At 52.6% G+C, this 18,235-nt stretch carries 32 protein-coding genes and 1 riboswitch; all 32 genes read left to right on the top strand.

The genetic code is table 11. The features are described 5' to 3' along the window. The first annotated feature begins 129 nt into the window (after positions 1-129). The 32 genes from rpsC (at position 130) to moeB (ending at position 18,233) form a co-directional block, all read left to right on the top strand. Positions 130-786 (top strand): 30S ribosomal protein S3, encoded by a 657-nt coding sequence (rpsC, locus tag OEV59_08560; protein MDH4227779.1) that lies wholly within the window; start codon positions 130-132, stop codon positions 784-786. Between the two features lie 38 nt (positions 787-824). Then, positions 825-1,241, top strand: a complete 417-nt coding sequence (gene rplP / locus OEV59_08555; protein MDH4227778.1) for a 50S ribosomal protein L16 — start codon at positions 825-827, stop codon at positions 1,239-1,241. After that, entirely contained in the window at positions 1,238-1,432 is a 195-nt protein-coding gene (gene rpmC, locus OEV59_08550) for a 50S ribosomal protein L29 (protein MDH4227777.1), read from the top strand. Before rplP ends, rpmC begins: the two co-directional genes overlap by 4 nt. Before the next feature lies 1 nt (position 1,433). Continuing rightward, entirely contained in the window at positions 1,434-1,694 is a 261-nt protein-coding gene (rpsQ, locus tag OEV59_08545; protein ID MDH4227776.1) for a 30S ribosomal protein S17, read from the top strand. Continuing rightward, positions 1,691-2,059 (top strand): 50S ribosomal protein L14, encoded by a 369-nt coding sequence (rplN, locus tag OEV59_08540; protein MDH4227775.1) that lies wholly within the window; start codon positions 1,691-1,693, stop codon positions 2,057-2,059. Before rpsQ ends, rplN begins: the two co-directional genes overlap by 4 nt. A 42-nt stretch (positions 2,060-2,101) precedes the next feature. Beyond that, positions 2,102-2,440, top strand: a complete 339-nt coding sequence (rplX, locus tag OEV59_08535; protein ID MDH4227774.1) for a 50S ribosomal protein L24 — start codon at positions 2,102-2,104, stop codon at positions 2,438-2,440. Beyond that, positions 2,437-3,015 carry a 50S ribosomal protein L5 gene (rplE, locus tag OEV59_08530; protein MDH4227773.1) on the top strand — a complete coding sequence of 193 codons (579 nt, stop codon included), beginning with the start codon at positions 2,437-2,439 and terminating at the stop codon, positions 3,013-3,015. The genes rplX and rplE overlap by 4 nt, the downstream gene beginning before the upstream one ends. A gap of 18 nt (positions 3,016-3,033) precedes the next feature. Further along, the gene (locus OEV59_08525; protein MDH4227772.1) at positions 3,034-3,219 is read left to right on the top strand and encodes a type Z 30S ribosomal protein S14; all 186 of its coding nucleotides are present in this window, start codon (positions 3,034-3,036) and stop codon (positions 3,217-3,219) included. 31 nt (positions 3,220-3,250) lie between these two features. After that, positions 3,251-3,649 carry a 30S ribosomal protein S8 gene (gene rpsH / locus OEV59_08520; protein MDH4227771.1) on the top strand — a complete coding sequence of 133 codons (399 nt, stop codon included), beginning with the start codon at positions 3,251-3,253 and terminating at the stop codon, positions 3,647-3,649. Between the two features lie 26 nt (positions 3,650-3,675). After that, a complete protein-coding gene (rplF, locus tag OEV59_08515) occupies positions 3,676-4,224 on the top strand; it encodes a 50S ribosomal protein L6 (GenBank protein MDH4227770.1) in 549 nt (182 codons plus the stop codon). 29 nt (positions 4,225-4,253) lie between these two features. After that, entirely contained in the window at positions 4,254-4,595 is a 342-nt protein-coding gene (gene rplR, locus OEV59_08510) for a 50S ribosomal protein L18 (GenBank protein ID MDH4227769.1), read from the top strand. 35 nt (positions 4,596-4,630) lie between these two features. Then, complete coding sequence (gene rpsE / locus OEV59_08505) at positions 4,631-5,131, top strand: 30S ribosomal protein S5 (GenBank protein ID MDH4227768.1); 501 nt, start codon at positions 4,631-4,633, stop codon at positions 5,129-5,131. Between the two features lie 79 nt (positions 5,132-5,210). Next, positions 5,211-5,405 carry a 50S ribosomal protein L30 gene (rpmD, locus tag OEV59_08500; GenBank protein ID MDH4227767.1) on the top strand — a complete coding sequence of 65 codons (195 nt, stop codon included), beginning with the start codon at positions 5,211-5,213 and terminating at the stop codon, positions 5,403-5,405. A 70-nt stretch (positions 5,406-5,475) separates the two neighbouring features. Next, a complete protein-coding gene (gene rplO / locus OEV59_08495) occupies positions 5,476-5,916 on the top strand; it encodes a 50S ribosomal protein L15 (protein ID MDH4227766.1) in 441 nt (146 codons plus the stop codon). Positions 5,917-5,919: 3 nt separating this feature from the next. Beyond that, the gene (gene secY / locus OEV59_08490; protein MDH4227765.1) at positions 5,920-7,233 is read left to right on the top strand and encodes a preprotein translocase subunit SecY; all 1,314 of its coding nucleotides are present in this window, start codon (positions 5,920-5,922) and stop codon (positions 7,231-7,233) included. Further along, positions 7,233-7,895, top strand: coding sequence for an adenylate kinase (locus OEV59_08485; protein ID MDH4227764.1), 663 nt, complete (start codon positions 7,233-7,235; stop codon positions 7,893-7,895). The genes secY and OEV59_08485 overlap by 1 nt, the downstream gene beginning before the upstream one ends. Next, on the top strand, positions 7,870-8,631 hold the full coding sequence (map, locus tag OEV59_08480; GenBank protein ID MDH4227763.1) for a type I methionyl aminopeptidase: 762 nt from the start codon (positions 7,870-7,872) through the stop codon (positions 8,629-8,631). The genes OEV59_08485 and map overlap by 26 nt, the downstream gene beginning before the upstream one ends. 6 nt (positions 8,632-8,637) lie before the next feature. Then, positions 8,638-8,859: a translation initiation factor IF-1 gene (gene infA / locus OEV59_08475; GenBank protein MDH4227762.1), complete on the top strand. Its 222-nt coding sequence runs from the start codon at positions 8,638-8,640 to the stop codon at positions 8,857-8,859. Positions 8,860-8,925: 66 nt separating this feature from the next. Beyond that, the gene (gene rpmJ / locus OEV59_08470) at positions 8,926-9,039 is read left to right on the top strand and encodes a 50S ribosomal protein L36 (GenBank protein ID MDH4227761.1); all 114 of its coding nucleotides are present in this window, start codon (positions 8,926-8,928) and stop codon (positions 9,037-9,039) included. 33 nt (positions 9,040-9,072) lie between these two features. Beyond that, positions 9,073-9,447, top strand: coding sequence for a 30S ribosomal protein S13 (gene rpsM, locus OEV59_08465; protein MDH4227760.1), 375 nt, complete (start codon positions 9,073-9,075; stop codon positions 9,445-9,447). A 19-nt stretch (positions 9,448-9,466) separates the two neighbouring features. Continuing rightward, entirely contained in the window at positions 9,467-9,844 is a 378-nt protein-coding gene (gene rpsK / locus OEV59_08460) for a 30S ribosomal protein S11 (protein MDH4227759.1), read from the top strand. A 26-nt stretch (positions 9,845-9,870) separates the two neighbouring features. After that, positions 9,871-10,497, top strand: a complete 627-nt coding sequence (gene rpsD, locus OEV59_08455) for a 30S ribosomal protein S4 (GenBank protein MDH4227758.1) — start codon at positions 9,871-9,873, stop codon at positions 10,495-10,497. A 101-nt stretch (positions 10,498-10,598) separates the two neighbouring features. Further along, positions 10,599-11,624, top strand: a complete 1,026-nt coding sequence (locus tag OEV59_08450) for a DNA-directed RNA polymerase subunit alpha (protein ID MDH4227757.1) — start codon at positions 10,599-10,601, stop codon at positions 11,622-11,624. Positions 11,625-11,637: 13 nt separating this feature from the next. Then, positions 11,638-12,192, top strand: coding sequence for a 50S ribosomal protein L17 (gene rplQ / locus OEV59_08445; GenBank protein MDH4227756.1), 555 nt, complete (start codon positions 11,638-11,640; stop codon positions 12,190-12,192). A 133-nt stretch (positions 12,193-12,325) separates the two neighbouring features. Then, positions 12,326-12,463: riboswitch (SAM riboswitch) on the top strand. A 139-nt stretch (positions 12,464-12,602) separates the two neighbouring features. Then, positions 12,603-13,856 (top strand): threonine synthase, encoded by a 1,254-nt coding sequence (locus OEV59_08440; protein MDH4227755.1) that lies wholly within the window; start codon positions 12,603-12,605, stop codon positions 13,854-13,856. An 86-nt stretch (positions 13,857-13,942) separates the two neighbouring features. Then, positions 13,943-14,914 carry a 4Fe-4S binding protein gene (locus tag OEV59_08435; GenBank protein MDH4227754.1) on the top strand — a complete coding sequence of 324 codons (972 nt, stop codon included), beginning with the start codon at positions 13,943-13,945 and terminating at the stop codon, positions 14,912-14,914. Further along, complete coding sequence (locus OEV59_08430; protein ID MDH4227753.1) at positions 14,911-15,147, top strand: sulfurtransferase TusA family protein; 237 nt, start codon at positions 14,911-14,913, stop codon at positions 15,145-15,147. Before OEV59_08435 ends, OEV59_08430 begins: the two co-directional genes overlap by 4 nt. A 52-nt stretch (positions 15,148-15,199) precedes the next feature. Further along, a complete protein-coding gene (locus OEV59_08425; protein ID MDH4227752.1) occupies positions 15,200-15,478 on the top strand; it encodes a MoaD/ThiS family protein in 279 nt (92 codons plus the stop codon). A 6-nt stretch (positions 15,479-15,484) separates the two neighbouring features. After that, positions 15,485-15,721: an NIL domain-containing protein gene (locus tag OEV59_08420; protein MDH4227751.1), complete on the top strand. Its 237-nt coding sequence runs from the start codon at positions 15,485-15,487 to the stop codon at positions 15,719-15,721. Between the two features lie 190 nt (positions 15,722-15,911). After that, positions 15,912-16,877: a cysteine synthase gene (locus OEV59_08415; protein MDH4227750.1), complete on the top strand. Its 966-nt coding sequence runs from the start codon at positions 15,912-15,914 to the stop codon at positions 16,875-16,877. 86 nt (positions 16,878-16,963) lie between these two features. Then, positions 16,964-17,395, top strand: a complete 432-nt coding sequence (locus OEV59_08410; GenBank protein MDH4227749.1) for a M67 family metallopeptidase — start codon at positions 16,964-16,966, stop codon at positions 17,393-17,395. Positions 17,396-17,417: 22 nt separating this feature from the next. Next, positions 17,418-18,233 carry a molybdopterin-synthase adenylyltransferase MoeB gene (moeB, locus tag OEV59_08405; GenBank protein ID MDH4227748.1) on the top strand — a complete coding sequence of 272 codons (816 nt, stop codon included), beginning with the start codon at positions 17,418-17,420 and terminating at the stop codon, positions 18,231-18,233. Positions 18,234-18,235 lie beyond the last annotated feature (2 nt).

Genomic DNA, 18,235 nt, shown 5'->3' with positions numbered 1-18,235 from the left:
GGCCAAGGCCAAAAAGGACGCAGTAAAGGCAAAGTCCGGCGCAGAGGGCGTCGAGGCGAAGACTGCGAAGGCGTCCGGCGAGAAGAAGGCAGCGCCGAAAAAGGCGAAGGCCGCAAAGGGAGGTAAGTAGTGGGTCAGAAGATTCATCCAACCGGCTTTAGGGTAGGCATATATAAGGACTGGCTCTCGAGGTGGTACGGCAAGAAAAACTATGCCGCGTGCGTGCACGAGGATAAGAAGCTTCGTGATACCGTAAAGAAGAAGCTCTACCACGCCGGTGTGTCCAAGATAGAGATAGAGAGGGCAGCGGAGTCCATAAAATTGATAATACACACATCGAGACCCGGCATAGTCATCGGTAAGCGCGGCGCGGAAGTTGATGTGATGAAGAAGCAGCTAAAGGACATGACCGGCAAAGAGGTCGATGTCGATATAGTGGAAGTAAGAAAGCCCGACCTGGACGCGCAGCTTGTGGCAGAAAACATCGCCATGCAGCTTGAGAGAAGGGTGTCGTTTAGAAGGGCGATGAAGAAGTCGGTAACGACGAGCCTTAGGATGGGCGCTCAGGGCATAAAGATAATGTGCGCGGGAAGGCTCGGAGGCGCTGAAATCGCGAGGACCGAGTGGTACCGCGAAGGCAGGGTGCCGCTCCATACTTTAAGGGCGGATGTCGATTACGGCTTTGCAGAGGCAAAAACGACATACGGAATCATCGGCGTAAAGGTGCATATCTACAGGGGCGAGTTCGCGCCGAGAACAGTTATAGCCGCGCAGCCTCAGGCATAAGTTAAAGAAGCAGATATAGGCGTAAGGGGAATATTACTATGTTAATGCCAAAGAAAACAAAATTCAGAAAGCAGCAGCGCGGCAGGAGAAGAGGGCTTGCCACGAGCGGCGCGACTTTGAACATGGGCACATACGGCCTTAAGGCCACGCAGTGCGCATGGCTCTCGACAAGGGAGATAGAGGCCGGAAGAATTGCAATGACCCGCTTCATAAAGAGGGGCGGTAAGATCTGGATAAGGATATTCCCGGATAAGCCTGTTTCCAAGAAACCGGCCGAGACGAGGATGGGAAGCGGAAAAGGGGCCCCGGAGGACTGGGTGGCCGTGATTAAGCCCGGACGCATACTCTATGAGATGGAGGGCGTTACCGAGGAGACGGCAAGAGAGGCGTTTAGGCTTGCCTCCCACAAGCTTTCCGTGCCGACCAAGTTCGTTAAGCGGGAGGGCGTGATATGAAGGCTTCGGAAATAAGGGGCATGAGTGTTGAAGAGATAAAGAATAAGTGCGAGGAGCTTAAGAAGGAGCTTTTCCATCTAAAGCTTAGGCACTCGACCGGGCAGCTTGACAAGCCCGTGAAGATGGGGTTCGTGAAAAGGGACATCGCGCGCTTAAAGACCGTTATAGCAGAGAAGAAGAGGGCCAAGTAATATGAGCGAGACTCGTAAGAAGAGAAAGACCATAGTCGGAAACGTTGTCGGCGACAAGATGAACAAGACGGTCGTTGTCTCTGTGGAGACGATAGTCAAGGATCCGACCTACGGCAAGTATCTTAAGCGCAAGATAAAGTTCAAGGCCCACGACGAAAAGAACGAAAGCAAGGTCGGCGACCGCGTGGCTATCACCGAGACGAGGCCGCTTAGCAAGACCAAACGCTGGCGCGTTGAGCAAATACTGGAGAAGGCAAGATGATACAGATTCGTACGCTTTGCACCGTCGCGGACAATTCGGGCGCGAGGAAGGTGTCATGCATAAAGGTGATAGGCGCGTCCAATAAGCTTATAGCCGGTATCGGAGACGTTATTGTGGCCAACATAAAAGAGGCCATTCCGGACGGCAAGGTGAAAAAGGGCGACGTCGTAAAGTGCGTCATAGTAAGATGCGTAAAGCCGCTTAGAAGGCCGGATGGCTCTACAATCAGGTTCGACGAGAACTCGGTTGTGCTCATCAACAAGGATAACGAGCCCATTGGGACAAGGATATTTGGCCCGGTTGCGAGGGAGCTTAGGGCGAAGAAGTTCATGAAGATAATCTCGCTTGCGCCGGAAGTGCTATAAGGCGATATTAACCGAAAGGGATTTGAGGCAGAAGGGTTATTTATGATAGAAAAGCTCGAGAAGATAAAGATAAAGAAGGATGACCAGGTAATGGTCATGGTCGGCAAGGACAGGGGTAAAAGCGGCAAGGTGGTGCGCGTCAATAAGGAAGCCCCGGGCTCTGTCATTGTCGAGAAGCTTAATATGATAAAGCGTCACCAGAAGCCCACGCAAAAGAACATGCAGGGCGGCATCATAGACAAGGAAGCTCCTATAAAGCTCTCCAATGTCATGGTGATATGCCCCAAGTGCAAGGGCCCGGTGAGGGTCGGCAGGAAGGTCATGGAAGGCGCTGGAACGGTGAGAACTTGCAGGAAGTGCGGGGAGGTATTGGATAAATGAGTACGGCAAAAGGTAGCAGCGCGGCTAAGGCTCCAAGCCCGCGCTTAAAAGAGATGTTTAAGAAGGACGTGGCCCCGGCCCTTGTAAAGCAGTTCGGGTACAAGAACGTAATGCAGGTGCCAAAGGTCGAGAAGGTCGTCGTCAACATGGGTGTGGGCGAGGCTACCAAAGAGGCAAAGGTAATAGAGGCCGCTGTGCGCGACCTTACGGCCATAACCGGGCAGAAGCCCTCTCTTAGAAAGGCGAAGAAGAGTATCGCTACCTTCAAGCTCAGGGCAGGCATGCCGATAGGAGCGATGGTCACGCTTCGCGGCGCTCTAATGTATGAGTTCCTTGACCGTCTCTTCAACTTCACCATGCCAAGGATCAGGGACTTCAAGGGTGTTAGCGACAAGGCATTCGACGGCAGAGGCAATTACACGCTTGGCATAAGCGAGCAGATAATATTTCCCGAGATAGAGTACGACAGGATAGACAAGATACGCGGCATGAACATCACCATGGCAACCACGGCCAAAACGGACGAAGAGGCGAAAGCGCTTTTGAAGGGCCTCGGGATGCCGTTTAGGAACTAAGAGAGCGGAGGGTTAGTTTTGGCAAAGAAGTCTTTGATAGCTAAGGCGAAGCGTAAACAGAAGTTTGCCGTGCGTGAGTACAACCGCTGTCCCATATGCGGCAGGTCCAGGGCGTACTACAGGAAGTTCGACATGTGCCGTATGTGCTTAAGGAAGATGGCCCATAGAGGCGAGCTTCCGGGCGTAATAAAAGCGAGCTGGTAAGCTCGAAAAAAGAAACGGAGTTTTTACTTATATGGCTATGACAGATCCAATCGCCGATATGCTCACCAGGGTGCGTAACGCCCAGTGTGCAAGGAAGAAAGACGTGATAATACCCGCTTCAAAGGTGAAGACCGAGATACTCGGCATCTTGAAGGAAGAGGGCTACGTCGGCAACATCACGGTCGTGAAAGAGGACTCGAAGTCCAAGTTGAAGGTCGAGCTCAAGTACGGGCCGGACAATAAGGGCGTTATAGCAGAGGTAAAGCGTTTAAGCAAGCCCGGCAGAAGGCTCTATGTGAAGAGCGATGCGATACCGGATATAGTAAACGGTCTTGGCGTGGCTATTGTTTCCACCTCGAAGGGCGTGATGAGCGATAAAAAGGCAAGAGAGCTCGGGCTTGGCGGCGAGCTGATTTGTTCGGTATATTAATAATTCGGAAGGTCTAAGGATATACTATGTCAAGGATAGGTAAGAAACCCATAAAGATACCCGGCGGCGTGAAGATTGCCAAGGAAGGCCAGCTTGTTAAAGTCAGCGGCCCCAAGGGCAACCTCTCCTTCCCGGTTAGAAAAGAGATAACCGTCAGCACCGACGGAACGACGGTGACCGTTACCAGAAGCGCGGAGTCGAACCTCGTAAAAGGGCTCCACGGGCTGACCAGAACGCTGATAAGCAACATGATAAAGGGCGTTACCGACGGCTTCGAGAAAAAGCTCGAGATAGTGGGCGTTGGCTACAAGGCCGAGGTCAAGGGAGCGGAGATAAACTTCGCCCTCGGGTTTTCGAACCCGGTCGTGTACGCGCTTCCCCAGGGAATAAGCGCGGCTGTGGATAAGCAGACGCTTGTATCGATAAAGGGCGCGGACAAGAAGATGGTCGGGCAGGTCGCGGCGGAAATAAGGTCTTTAAGGCCGCCGGAGCCTTACAAGGGCAAGGGCATCAAGTACGCGGACGAGGTAATAAGGAGAAAGGCCGGCAAGGCAGGCAAGGCAGGAGGTAAGTAGTGTCTATCAGCGCATTAACACATAAGAGAATGACCGGCTGGCACAGAAGAAAGGCCAGGGTAAGAAAAAAGGTTGGCGGCAACCCGGAGCGCCTTAGGCTTAACGTCTACAGGAGCAACAAGCACATCTACGCGCAGCTCGTAGAGGACATTGCCGGAAAGACCGTGCTCGCGGCCTCTACCCTTACCGAAGGCGTAAACGTCGATAAGATGAACAAGACCGATGCAGCCAAGAAGGTTGGCGAGCATCTTGGAAAACTTGCCAAGGCAAAGGGCATAACGAAGGTAGTGTTTGACAAGAGCGGTTATATGTACCACGGGCGTGTCAAGGCCGTGGCCGATGGCATGAGGGCCGCGGGCATAGATTTCTAATTGCAGTGAACAACTAACAAGAGCGGGGGTTTTTTTTGGAAAGGATAGACGCGAACGCACTGGATTTGAAGGACAAGCTGGTATACCTTAACAGGGTTGCCAAGGTCGTCAAGGGCGGCAAGCGCTTTAGCTTCAACGCCATCGTGGTAGTAGGCGACGGCCGCGGATATGTGGGCTACGGACTTGGCAAGGCCAACGAAGTGCCCGAGGCCATAAGAAAGGCCGTTGACCACGCCAAAAAGGCGCTCTTTAAGTTTCCGATAATGAACGGCACGATACCGCACCAGGTAACCGGGTCGTTTGGCGCAGGCAAGGTCATACTAAAGCCCGCAGCCCCGGGAACCGGCATCATAGCGGGCGGCGGCGTAAGGGCCGTAATCGAGAGCGCGGGAGTGCACGACGTGCTTACAAAGTCGCTTGGGTCCAATAACCCGCATAACATGGTGAAGGCTACCGTGGACGCGCTTAAGAGACTCAAGAGCCCGGAGCATGTTGCAAGGCTAAGGGGCAAGGTGTTTGAAGAGGTGAAGAAATAACATGGCTACGGAAAAGAAGATAAAGAAGGCGGCTCCCCAAAAGGCGGCAGCCCCCAAAAAGGCAGCGGCTACCAAAAAGATGGCGGCGGCCTCCGGGACCAAGGTAAAGGTCACGATGGTCAGGAGCTATATCGGTGGCACAGAGAGGCAAAGAGAGACCTTAAAGGGGCTCGGGCTGAGGAAAATTAACTCCTCGAAGGTTTTGGTAGATACGCCGTCGGTACGCGGCATGATAACCAAGGTCGCGCATCTTGTAGAGGTAGAGCCGGCATAATCGGTTTAGTAAGCGGCGGTTTTTGAAATAGTACGGCTAGTAGAAATTAGCGAATTAAAAAGAGGGTCAGATGCTTAACAGGCTTAAGGCGCCTAAGGGCGCGGTTAAAAAAATAAAGAGGGTCGGCAGGGGCGAGAGCTCGGGCTGGGGCAAAACTTCCGGTAAAGGCCACAAGGGCCAGAAGGCCAGAAGCGGCAAGACCGTCAGGCCGGGGTTCGAGGGCGGACAGATGCCGCTGCAGAGAAGGCTCCCCAAGCGCGGCTTTACCAGCATGACCAAGACGGAGCTTAATATATTGAACGTCGGTTGTCTCGACGAGGCATTCAAGGCCGGCGAGACCGCTTCGACAGAAACGCTTTTCGAGCGCGGCCTCATAAAGAACAGAAGAAGGCGTCTTAAGGTTCTTGGCGACGGCGATATAAAGAAGGCCATAACCGTCAAGGCGGATATGTTTAGCAAATCAGCCAAGAGCAAAATAGAGGGGGCCGGCGGCAAGGCGGAGGCTCCGTAAGAGGTGGCGTTTAAGGACGTTAAAAATCAGGAAGCGGCAAGCGACCTAAGCAAAAGGATACTGATAACGATACTCTTGCTCGGCGTCTACAGGATGGGGGTCTTTATACCGACTCCAGGAATCGACGCTAAGGCGCTTTCTTCGTTTTTTGCGGCTGCAAAGGGCACGATGCTCGATGTGGCGACGATGTTTACCGGCGGAGCGCTCGAGAATTTTTCGGTCTTTGCGCTGGGCATAATGCCCTACATAACCGCGGCCATTATACTTCAGCTTCTAACCGCCGTGGTTCCGTCTATCGAGAAGCTCTCGAAAGAAGGCGAGCAGGGCAGAAAGAAGATAACCGAGTATACAAGGTATTTGACGATAGTCATAGCGATCTTCCAGGCCTTTATCATATCAATGGGGCTCGAGAGGATGACCGGGTCTTCCGGAGAATCCATAGTGATGAACCCGGGTTGGGGTTTCAGGCTTCTTGCAACTATAACGCTTACCTCCGGTACGGCGTTCATCATGTGGCTTGGCGAACAGATAACAGAGAGAGGCGTTGGTAACGGCATTTCTCTTATAATAACCGCAGGCATAGTTGCCAGCATGCCGGCGGCGCTCGGGCAGACTATAACGCTTGTAAGGACCGGGCAGATAATGTTTCTTGGCGCGATTGTGCTGATATTGCTGGTGATAGCCATTGTCGCGATAGTCGTTTACTTCGAGACCGCGCAGAGGCGAATACCCATACAGTCGCCAAAGAGGATAGTCGGAAGAAATGTAATGGGCGGCGCCATGCAGCATCTGCCGCTTAAGCTTAACGTATCGGGCGTTATACCGCCGATATTTGCTTCGTCGCTTCTTTTATTTCCGGCGACGATAGTGACGACATTCGATGTGCCGGCGCTAAAGAGTGTGGCTTCGTATTTCGACCCTACCGGGTTGATGTATAACATACTGTTTGGCATCTTGATAATATTTTTCGCTTATTTTTACACGGCGATACAGTTTAACCCGAAGGACGTTGCCGAGAACCTTAAGAAGAACGGCAACTTTGTTCCCGGTATAAGGCCGGGGGCAAATACGGCAGAGTACATAGAAAAGGTGCTCGAGCGCATCACGCTTTGGGGCTCTCTTTATCTTGCGGCGGTGTGCATACTTCCGTCGTGGGTGGTGCTAAAGTTTGGCGCGCCGTTCTATTTTGGCGGCACGGCTATATTGATTGTCGTTACAGTTGCCATAGACACGGCACAGCAGATAGAGTCGCACATGTTATCGAAGAGCTATCAGGGGCTTCTTAAGAAGGGCAAGATTAAGGGGAGAAGCAGCTGATGCTCAACATCATTCTCATGGGGCCCCCCGGGGCAGGCAAAGGCACTCAGTCGAAGTTCGTTTCCGAGAAGTTCAAGATACCGCAGATATCGACCGGAGACATACTAAGAGCCAACGTGAGAGAGAAAACAGAGCTCGGGAAAAAGGCAAAGGACTTCATGGACAAGGGGCTGCTCGTTCCCGACGCCCTTGTCGTTGACATGGTTGCAAAAAGGCTTGACGAGAAGGACTGCGCAAATGGCTGCATCCTCGACGGCTTTCCGAGAAACGTAAAGCAGGCCGAGGCGTTAGATGAGACCATAAAAGGCTCCGGGCACGGGATATCGGCGGTCGTTGGCATAGAGGTTGAGAAAAAGGAACTGGTAAGGCGCATAAGCGGCAGGCGTATGTGCAAGAAGTGCGGAGCGGCGTACCATATAATATTCAATCCGCCGGTGAACCTCGATATGTGCGATAAGTGCAACGGGGATCTTTATCAGCGCGACGACGACAAGGAAACGACCATAGAGGAAAGGCTCAAGGTATACGAGCAGGAAACGCTTCCTCTGGTGACTTATTATAAAGGCAAGGGGCTCTATTCTTCCGTAAAGGGAGTTGGGAGCATGGACGAAATATCGCAGTCTATATTCAAGGCAATTGAGTCAAGACGCGGTAATACTTAGAAGCTTCGAGGAGATAGAGAAGCTTCGGCAAAGCAACAGGATAGTGGCCGAGGTCCTCTCAATCCTCTCGAAACAGGCCGCCTCAGGGGTTACGACGATGGACCTCGAGGAAGTTGCGGCCGATGAGATAAAGAAACGGGGCGGCAGGCCCGCCTTCAAGGGTTACAGAGGTTATCCGTTTTGCCTGTGCACCTCGGTTAACGAAGAAGTCGTGCACGGGATGCCTTCGAAGAAGAGGGTTTTAAAGGAAGGCGACATAGTCGGAATAGATTGCGGTGTTTTACTAGACGGTTATTACGGCGATTCTGCCGTTACCGTGCCGATAGGCAAAGTAAGCAGTGAGGCAGCAAGGTTAATAGAAGTAACGAGACGCTGTCTTGAACTCGCAATCGAGGCCGCAAGGCCTGGTAACAGGCTCCACGACATATCCCATGCCGTGCAGAGCCACGCAGAAGAAGCAGGGTTTTCGGTAGTAAGGGCCTTTGTGGGGCACGGTATAGGTAAAAGCCTGCACGAGGCGCCACAGGTTCCGAACTTCGGGACTCCGGGAACCGGAATGAAGCTTAAAGAAGGCATGGTGCTCGCAATCGAGCCCATGATAAACGCGGGAGGCCCTGATGTAAAGGTACTCTCCGACGGATGGACGGCGGTAACAAAGGACGGGGGCCTTTCGGCCCATTTCGAGCACTCTGTGGCTATTACAAAGGACGGCCCGTTGGTGCTTAGTAGACTTTAGCCCATTATGTCCAAAAAGGAAGAGTCAATACAGGTAGAGGGCACGGTGGTGGAAACGCTTCCGAACGCCATGTTCAGGGTGGAGTTGGACAACGGGCATAAGATCCTAGCCCACGTGTCCGGGAAGATGCGCATGTATTTCATAAAGATACTGCCTGGAGATAAAGTGACGGTCGAGCTTTCGCCCTATGATCTCACCAGAGGCAGGATAACTTACAGAGTAAAGTAGAACAAGGGGCCGCGTCGGCATCCGGGGCGGCGCTAAACAGGGAAGGCAAAAAAAGAGGAGTAAGTCATGAAGGTACGTAGTTCGGTTAAAAAGATATGCGCGAAGTGCAAGCTATTTAGGCGTAAGGGCGTTGTGCGCGTTACGTGCGAGAACCCGAAGCACAAACAGAGGCAGGGTTAGGGCCGGGCTCTAATTTCAAGGAGGTAGCATAAAGTGGCAAGGATAGCAGGCGTTGACTTACAGAAGAACAAGAGAATAGACATCTCTCTGATCAAGATATACGGCGTTGGAAGGTCGAATGCCGCCGTGATACTCGAGAAGGCGGGTGTTGATCCGTCAATACGGACGCAGGATCTGACCGAGGCCAATGTCGCGGCCATAAGAAAGGTCATCGACACCGAGTACAAGGTCGAGGGCGACATGAGGAAGGAAGTGTCCATGAACATAAAGCGTCTCATGGACATCAACAGCTACAGGGGCCTTAGGCACAGGAAGAACCTCCCGGTAAGGGGACAGAGGACCAAGACCAACGCGAGAACGAGAAAAGGGCCGAGAAAGGCCGCCGTCATGATAAAGAAGACGGAGTAAAAAAAGGAGCATTTAAAACATGGCAAAGGGCGGAAAAAAAGTAAAGAGGTCGGTCTCAAAGGGCATAGCCCATATCAACTCGACCTTCAATAACACGGTTATCAGCATAGCTGACCCAAGCGGCAACGTGCTTGCGTGGGCAAGCTCGGGAAGCTCGGGGTTCAAGGGCTCGAGAAAGGGCACTCCGTTCGCGGCGCAGGTTGCGGCGACGAACGCGGCGAAGAAGGCCATGGAGCATGGCGTTAGGACCGTGGACGTATATATAAAGGGCCCGGGCGCGGGCAGGGAATCGGCGCTAAGGTCGCTGCAGGCAGCGGGCTTTAGCATAGCGCTTATCAGGGACGTTACCCCTGTTCCGCACAACGGATGCAGGCCGCCCAAGAGGCGCAGGGTTTAAGAGAATTTTAAACGGAGGTATTTACTTTGGCAAGACAGACTGGACCGGTATGTAAGTTGTGCAGGAGAGAGGCGCTGAAGCTCTTTTTGAAGGGCGATAGGTGCTACACCGACAAGTGCGGTTTCGAGAGAAGAAGCTACCCGCCGGGGCCACAGGCTCAGGGCAGGAAGAAGATGAGCGAGTACGCCATCCAGCTTCGCGAAAAGCAGAAGGTCAAAAGGATATACGGCCTCAACGAAACCCAGTTCGGACGCATATTCGAGAAGGCCGAGAGGGCAAAGGGCATCACGGGCGAGAACCTGATATCGTTTCTCGAGAGGCGCCTGGATAACGTGGTCTACAGGATGGGCTTTGCCTGTTCGAGAGGGGAAGCCAGGATGCTGGTGACCCAGGGGCACTTTACCGTGAACGGCAAGAAAGTGAACATGCCGTCCTTTGCGGTGAAGCCCAATGATGTGGTGGAGCTTAAGACAGCGATGCGCGAGAGCGCCCACATCGGCGAAAATCTTAAAAGTGTTGACAGGCGCGGTGTTCCTGCATGGGTGGTGCTCGATAAGGGCGCGTTCAAGGGTTCCATATCCAGGGCCCCGAAGCGCGACGACGTAACCATGCCGATAGAGGAGCATTTGATAGTCGAGCTTTATTCGAAGTAGTATTGAATGCCCCGTGGTCTTATCCGCGGGGTTGGTTGGTATTTGGAGGAAGCGGTGTTGGAAGCTTTTCTTTATTAATTTTTTAAAGCGAGAGGGATCGAATGCAGAAAAACTGGCGCGAACTCATCAAACCGAAAAAGCTCGAGGTTGAAAAAGTTACGGCAACTTACGGCAAGTTCACGGCCGAGCCGCTCGAGAGGGGTTACGGCATGACGATTGGCAACAGCCTGAGAAGAATCCTCATTTCCTCGCTTCAGGGCGCTGCCGTTACGTCCGTTAAGTTCGACGGCGTGCTCCACGAGTTCTCGAACATCCCGGGCGTCAAGGAAGACGTCTCGGACATTATTTTGAACATAAAGCAGATAAAGCTCAAGATGAACGGCGAGGGCCCGCGCACCATGAAGCTTTCGGTAAAGGGCGCTGCGGAAGCAAAGGCAGGAAGCATCGAGCACGACGATTCAATCGAGATACTGAACCCGGAGCTCATAATCGCTCACGTTGGCAAGGACGGCAAGCTCGAGTGCACGCTCACCGTCGATTCCGGCAAGGGCTACGTTCCGGCCGAGAAGAACAAGACGCCGAACATGCCGGTAGGGGCAATAGCGGTCGATTCGATATTCCAGCCGGTATCGAGAGTGAACTTCGACGTTACGAACGCCAGGGTCGGGCAGAGAACCGATTACGATAAGCTTTCGCTCGAGGTCTGGACAAACGGCGCGATAGACCCGCAGTCCGCGGTAGGCATAGCCGCGAAGATATTCAAGGAGCAGCTGTCGCTCTTTATCGGCTTCGACGAGGTTGCCGAGGAGGCCGAGGGCAGGGGCGCGGAGGACAAGGTCGAGAGCATGCCGTGGTTCAACGAGAACCTGCTTAAGACGGTAGATGAGCTCGAGCTTTCGGTAAGGAGCGCAAACTGTCTTAAGAACGCCAACATCAAGTACATCGGCGAGATGGTGCAGAAGACCGAACAGGAGATGCTCAAGACAAAGAACTTCGGCAGAAAATCGCTAAACGAGATAAAGGAAATACTTCATACCATGGGGCTCGATTTCGGCAAGAAGCTCGAGGGCTTCCCGACGAGAAAAGAGCTCGATAAGACGCATCAGGAACGCAAGCAAACCGAGTAAGGAGCTTTTATAAATGAGGCATAACAGGGACGAAAAAAGATTTAAAAGGCGCGTTGGCCACTTAAGGTGCATGATGGCCAACATGACGAGCGACCTTATCCTTCGCGAGAGCATAAAGACCACAACGCCGAAGGCAAAGGAGCTAAGAAAGGTCGCCGAGCGCATGATTACGCTTGGAAAGGCCGGCGATACCGCCGCAAGAAGGCGCGCCATGGCATTCATGCGTAATAAGAACGCCGTGACCAAGCTTTTTGACGACGTCGCATTGAGGTTCAAGTCGAGAAACGGCGGTTACACGCGAATCATGAAGCTGGGTTTCAGGCCTGGCGATTGCGCTCCGGTCTCGATAATAGAGCTCGTTGAGAAGCAGTCCATGCTCCCGGCTGTGACCGAAGGCGCGGCAGCAGAGAAGAAGGCAAAGGCCCCGAAGGCTCCTAAAGCACCGAAAGAGCCTAAGGCCCCGAAGGCTCCGAAGCCTGTAAAGCCAAAGAAAGAGGCTACGGCAAAGCCCAAGGCGGAGAAGAGAGCCGCTGCCCCAAAGAAGGGCGCAAAGAAAAAGGGCGCATAATAGCTAATTAAATCAAGGGGTTGCCGGAAGCCCCCCCTTGGTGTTAAAAGGCGTTGATTCTGAAAAGAGTTTTTAGCTTGACAAATCAACGGGTTTCAGGCATTATTTAACATACAACCGAATAAGCAGTACCTTCTTATCGTGAGTGGCTAAGGGATCTGGCCCGATGACGCCACAGCAACCGGGGGTTTTTGAAAAAGAAAACTCCGTCAAGGTGCTAACTCCAGCAGGCAGTGCGGCAGATACCGTGCCGGTGCCTGGAAGATGAGGGGAGCGTTATATAAGGACGTCTATGATAACCTCTTCTTTGTATCTTCAAAGAAGGGGTTTTTTTATTTCTGTTTTCAGCGCGGCAATGGGCCGCATTGTTTGGTAGAAGGGTAAACGAGAGAGAGACGGAGGTAGAGCAGATGAGTTATATAAAGAGCCTTAAGTGCCGCGAGTGCGCAAGAGAGTACCCCAAAGAGGCGCTCCATGTATGCGAGTACTGCTTCGGGCCGCTCGAGGTCGCGTACGAGTACGACAAGATAAAGAAAGACCTTACAAGAGAGAAGATAGAAAAGCGCGCCCCCAATATGTGGCGCTATCGCGAGCTTCTTCCGCTAGAAGGCGAGCCGACGGTCGGGCTCCAGGCCGGGTTTACGCCGCTTGTCAGGGCAAAGAACCTTGGCGAGGCCCTTGGCGTTAAGGAGATATACATAAAGAACGATGCAGTGAGCTTCCCCACACTGTCCTTCAAGGACCGCGTCGTTTCCGTTGCCATATCGAGGGCGCGGGAGCTGGGCTTCAAGGTCGTCTCATGCGCATCTACCGGTAACCTTGCCAACTCCGTTGCCGCCAACGCCGCAGCCTGCGGCATGGAGAACTACGTGTTCATACCGTATGACCTCGAGCCAACGAAGGTGCTCGGCACACTCGTCTACGGGTCGAATGTGGTCGGCATAAAGGGCAACTACGACGAGGTAAACCGCCTTTGCAGCGAAATCGCCGGAAAGTACGGCTGGGCATTCGTGAATATCAATATCCGCCCGTATTACGCCGAGGGCTCGAAGTCCTACGGCTACGAGATAGCCGAGCAGCTCGGGTGGAAGCTCCCGAAGCATATCGTTGTGCCGATGGCCGGAGGCTCTCTCATAACAAAGATATGGAAGGCCTTTAACGAGTTCCATAAGCTCGGGTTCATCGATTCCGTGCAGACAAAGGTCTACGGCGCGCAGGCAACCGGATGCTCGCCCATAACCACGGCGGTAAAGGCCGGGGCAGAGCTCATAAAGCCGGTTAAGCCGAACACCATTGCCAAATCGCTCGCAATCGGCAATCCTGCAGACGGCTTCTACTCGGCAAGGGTCATGAGGGATAGCGGCGGCTACGGCGAGGACGTAAGTGATGAGGAAATAATATCATCCATAAAGCTGCTTGCCGAGACAGAGGGCATATTCGCCGAGACAGCTGGAGGCGTAACGCTTGGAGTAACGAAGAAGCTGATTGAGCAGGGCCGCATCCCCAAAGACGAGTCCATAGTGATTTCCATAACCGGCAACGGGCTAAAGACCCAGGAAGCGCTCCAGGGCAGCATCGCAGCCCCGCCGGTCATAAGCGCGAGCCTCCGTGACTTCGACGAACTCGTTGCTGTAAGCGGCAAGAAATACGCTGTAAGGGCCTAAACCCTTGCCAGGGGGCTCTGCTTTCTGGTAAAATGGCAATTTCAGGGCAATAGAGCAAGACTTCGAAAGGAGTTCACATACAATAAATGGACAGGTTCATAGAAGATAAGGTAACAAAGGTATCCGTAAACATCGGGGACGGCGAGAAGAAGGTCGACTTTAACGACCTTAAGACCGGAGGGTTCATTAAGCAGCGGCAGAAGGATCTCTTTACCGTACGCCTTAGGTGCCCGGGCGGAAGGATGACGACCGATAAGCTTGTCGAGGTCTCGAAGATAGCACACAAGTACAGTAAGCAGAGTGTGGTGCATTTCAGTTTTCGTCAGTCGCTTGAAATCCTTTACGTCGACTATAAGGACTTTAACGCTATAGTTGCGGACCTTGCGGCAATCGGCATGAAGGTGGCGTCCTGCGGCCCGAGGGTCAGGGTCCCTACCGCATGCGGCGGGTGCGAGTATAACCCGAACGGCTTAAGCGATACGCAGGGGCTTGCGAAGATGGTCGATGAGAAATACTTTGGCACGCCCACGCACCATAAGTTCAAGATGTCTTTCTCAGGCTGTCCGATAGACTGCTCGAGGACGCGCGAGATGGATCTCGGGTTCCAGGGTGTTGTTGATCCGGAGTGGGAAGATCCTACTTGCACGGGCTGTACGATTTGCGCCGAGGTCTGTAAGGACGACGCAATCGCCTCGCACCCGGAGACCGGTAAGCCCATCTACGATGCGAGTAAGTGCATCTACTGCGGCGACTGCATCAGGGCATGCCCCACAGGCGCATGGAGGGCAAAGCGTTACGGACATCTCGTGAGGATAGGCGGTAAGCACGGCAGACATCCTGTCGAGGCAAAGGAAATCGCAGTGTTTATTCCTGACAATAAAGTTCCGGCGGTAATCGAGAAGACGATAGAGTGGTACATGGCAAACGGCTTAAGGGGCGAGAGGATTGCCACCACAGTGAAAAGAGTCGGGCTTGAGAGCTACATGAAGTTCATGGGCCCAACACTCGAAGGCACGCGCATACTTGGCGGCAAGGAAGTGGTTGGTGGCGTAAGATGAGCGAGATAAAGGTAGACGATACGCTAGACCTTAGGGGAGTGCTCTGCCCGATAAACTTCGTGAAGACGAAGCTCAAGCTCGAGGGCATGGATCAGGGGCAGGTGCTCGAGCTGGTGCTCGATTCCGGAGAGCCCATACAGAACGTCCCGAAAAGCATCAAGGAAGAAGGCCACAAGATAGTTGAAGTGAAGAAAGAGGCAGACCACTTCAGGCTGAAAATCGAGAAGTGTTAGGCGCGTTTCTTTTAGCCATACAACAAGAGACAACAGAGGAGGTTCTTGGATTATGCCGATAAAGGTTCGTATACCAACGCCGCTTAGAAAGATAACCGGCGGCAAAGACGAAGTAGATGCAAACGGAAAAACCGTCGCCGATATACTAAGCGACCTTGAGAAGAACTACCCCGGGCTTAAAGAGAGGATATGCGAGGCAGACGGCACGCCGCGTAAATTCGTCAATCTCTACGTTAATGACGAGGACATAAGGTTTAAGAACAATCTCACGACCGAGCTTAAGGACGGCGATGAGCTGTCCATTATCCCTGCAATCGCAGGCGGAAGGTAGACTGACTTGAAAAAGAGAGTGTATCTCACATACCCCAGAGAGATGGTGAAGGAGCCTCTTATATACGAGGTGTCCAAGCGCTTTAACGTCTCTACCAACATTCGCCAGGCAACCGTGTCTGACGACTTGGGGCTTGTTGCGCTCGAGATAGAGGGTACGGATGAGAATGTGGAAAAGGCCGTAAAGTTTTTCACTGAAAAAGGCGTTAAAGTAGAGCCCATTGAACTCGATATAGTTGAGTAGAAATGCTCTAACTTATCGTATTCTTTGGGTTTTATTTTGGCAAAGTTCTTGACAGTTTTAGTAGAGTATTATAAACTTGAGTATACTGCTAAGGTATTATGGCGGTATTTCGCGGTGTTATTAAACGAGACACCGTTGTTTTGAATATAAAGGCCTCGTTATGAGAGGCTGCGTTTTCGGAGGAATTGGGATGAAGTCATCCGAAGCAGTTGGAAAGGCGGGCGTGAATGCCGCCCAGAGCGCAAACGCAAAGGCCGCCAGCAAGTCGATTATCGAGCTTGTGGGCAATACGCCGCTTGTGCGCATCAATAACATAACAAAGGATCTGCCAGAAGGTGTAGAGATATACGCAAAGCTCGAAGGGCATAATCCCGGAGGCTCGGTAAAGGACCGCCCGGCGCTAAGGATGGTGCTCGATGCAGAGAAGCACGGGCATCTTACGAAGGACAAGATCATCCTCGACTCGAGCTCCGGTAATACAGGAATCGCGTACTCGTGGATAGCCGCGTACAAGGGCTACAAGCTCGACCTCGTTGTTCCGCAAAACGTGAGCGAGGAGCGTAAAAAGATACTCAAGGCATTTGGCGCAAACGTCATCTTCTCGAGCCCCTTTGAGGGCTCTGACGGAGCGATAAGACTTTGCTGGAAGCTATACGTCGAGAACCCGGAGAAGTACTGTAAGCTCGACCAATATAACAACCCCTCTAACCCTGACGCGCATTACGACACGACCGGGCCGGAAATCATTGAGCAGACAGGCGGACGCGTTACGCATTTTGTAGCTACTATCGGCACGGGCGGCACCATCATGGGCACGGGCAGAAGGCTGAAAGACTTTAATAAGGACATACACATCGTGGCTGTCGAGCCCGATAACCCAATGCACGGCCTCGAGGGCTTAAAACACATGGCGACATCGATAGTGCCCGGCATTTATCACGAGGAAGAGCTCGATGAGAAGGTGTCTGCCCCGACCGAGCCGTCCTATGAACTGGTAAAGAGGCTTGCGAGGGAAGAGGGCATTCTGGTAGGCCAGTCCTCCGGAGCGGCGATGTGGGGCGCGCTCGAGGTTGCGAAGAAACTTAAGAAGGGCCTCGTTGTCGTTATCTTCCCGGACGGCGGAGATAAGTATCTTTCTACTAGGCTTTGGGAGTAGGTTTGCAAGTACTGTTTGACGCATCTTTGCCGTTTGGCATTATGCATGCGGCTGGGATGCGGATTTGTTTTTTTTAGGAGGCATACATGCTTAAGTTTAAGAAAAGTGTATATGAAGAAATAAGGAGGGTGTCGGAGGCTGCATATCCACATGAATGTTGCGGGGCACTTATTGGAAAATTTTCAGAAGACGGTTCAGCTACTGCTGTTAGTTCTGTTTCTTTAACAAATATGAATACAACCAGGGCTAATGATAGGTATGAGGTAAATCCTGCTGAACTGTTGAAAGTTGAGAAGGATGTAAAGAGAGAAGGACTTGATGTGATAGGTTTCTTTCATTCACACCCGGATCATCCATCAAAGCCATCTCAGTTTGATAGAGATAGAGGATGGCCAGAATATCATTATACAATAGTATCGGTTGAGAGTGGTGCTGTGGCGGATATAAAAAACTGGAAAATCGAGGCAGAGGATAAGCCGTTTGGGTCGGAGCCTTTTGAAGTAGAAGTAGATGACTAAATAACGAGCGGAGAAGGAAACGATGGATTTCTCAGAAGAGCAAATAGAGCGGTATTCGCGCCACATAATACTTCCAGAGGTCGGAGGAAAGGGCCAGGCAAAGCTTCTTAAAGCCAAGGTCTTTGTACTCGGGGCCGGAGGGCTCGGCTCGCCTTCGCTTATGTATCTTGCTGCAGCCGGCATAGGCACAATCGGCATAGCCGACGGCGATGCGGTTGACCTTAGTAACCTCCAGCGGCAAATTATTCATAACACGAAGAAAATCGGCGTGCATAAGGCAGTGAGCGCCAGGCAGACCATAAACGAGCTTAACCCGGACGTAAAGGTCGTTACCTATGAAGAACGCCTTACCGCTGACAACGTCCGCGAGGTAATCCGCGACTACGACGTTGTGCTCGATGGAAGCGACAACTTCCCGACGCGCTTTCTGATGAACGACGCGTGCTTCTTCGAAAAGAAGCCGCTTGTCTCCGGAAGCATGTTCCGCTTCGAAGGCCAGGTGGCGATATTTAAAGGGCATGATGAATTCCCGTGCTACCGCTGTCTTTATCCGGAGCCGCCGCCAAAGGGGCTTGTGCCAAGCTGCCAGGAGGCAGGAGTGCTTGGCGCGCTTGCCGGGGTCGTCGGAGTGCTTCAGGCGGTTGAGGCGATTAAAGAGGTTTTAAAAATCGGCGACGGCCTTGCCGGGTATCTTATGATATTTGACGCGCTTAAGATGACATTCAGGAAAGTTCGCGTAAGAAAAGACCCTGACTGCGCGCTTTGCGGCAAGAACGCGACCATAAAGGAACTAATCACTTACGAAGAGGCCTGCGAGCTTCGGGCCCCGGGTAAGTAAGG

It is taken from the genome of Deltaproteobacteria bacterium (assembly GCA_029858205.1).
Taxonomy (GTDB): domain Bacteria; phylum Desulfobacterota; class GWC2-55-46; order GWC2-55-46; family DRQE01; genus JAOUFM01.
This window is presented reverse-complemented; position numbering and strand designations above follow the sequence as displayed.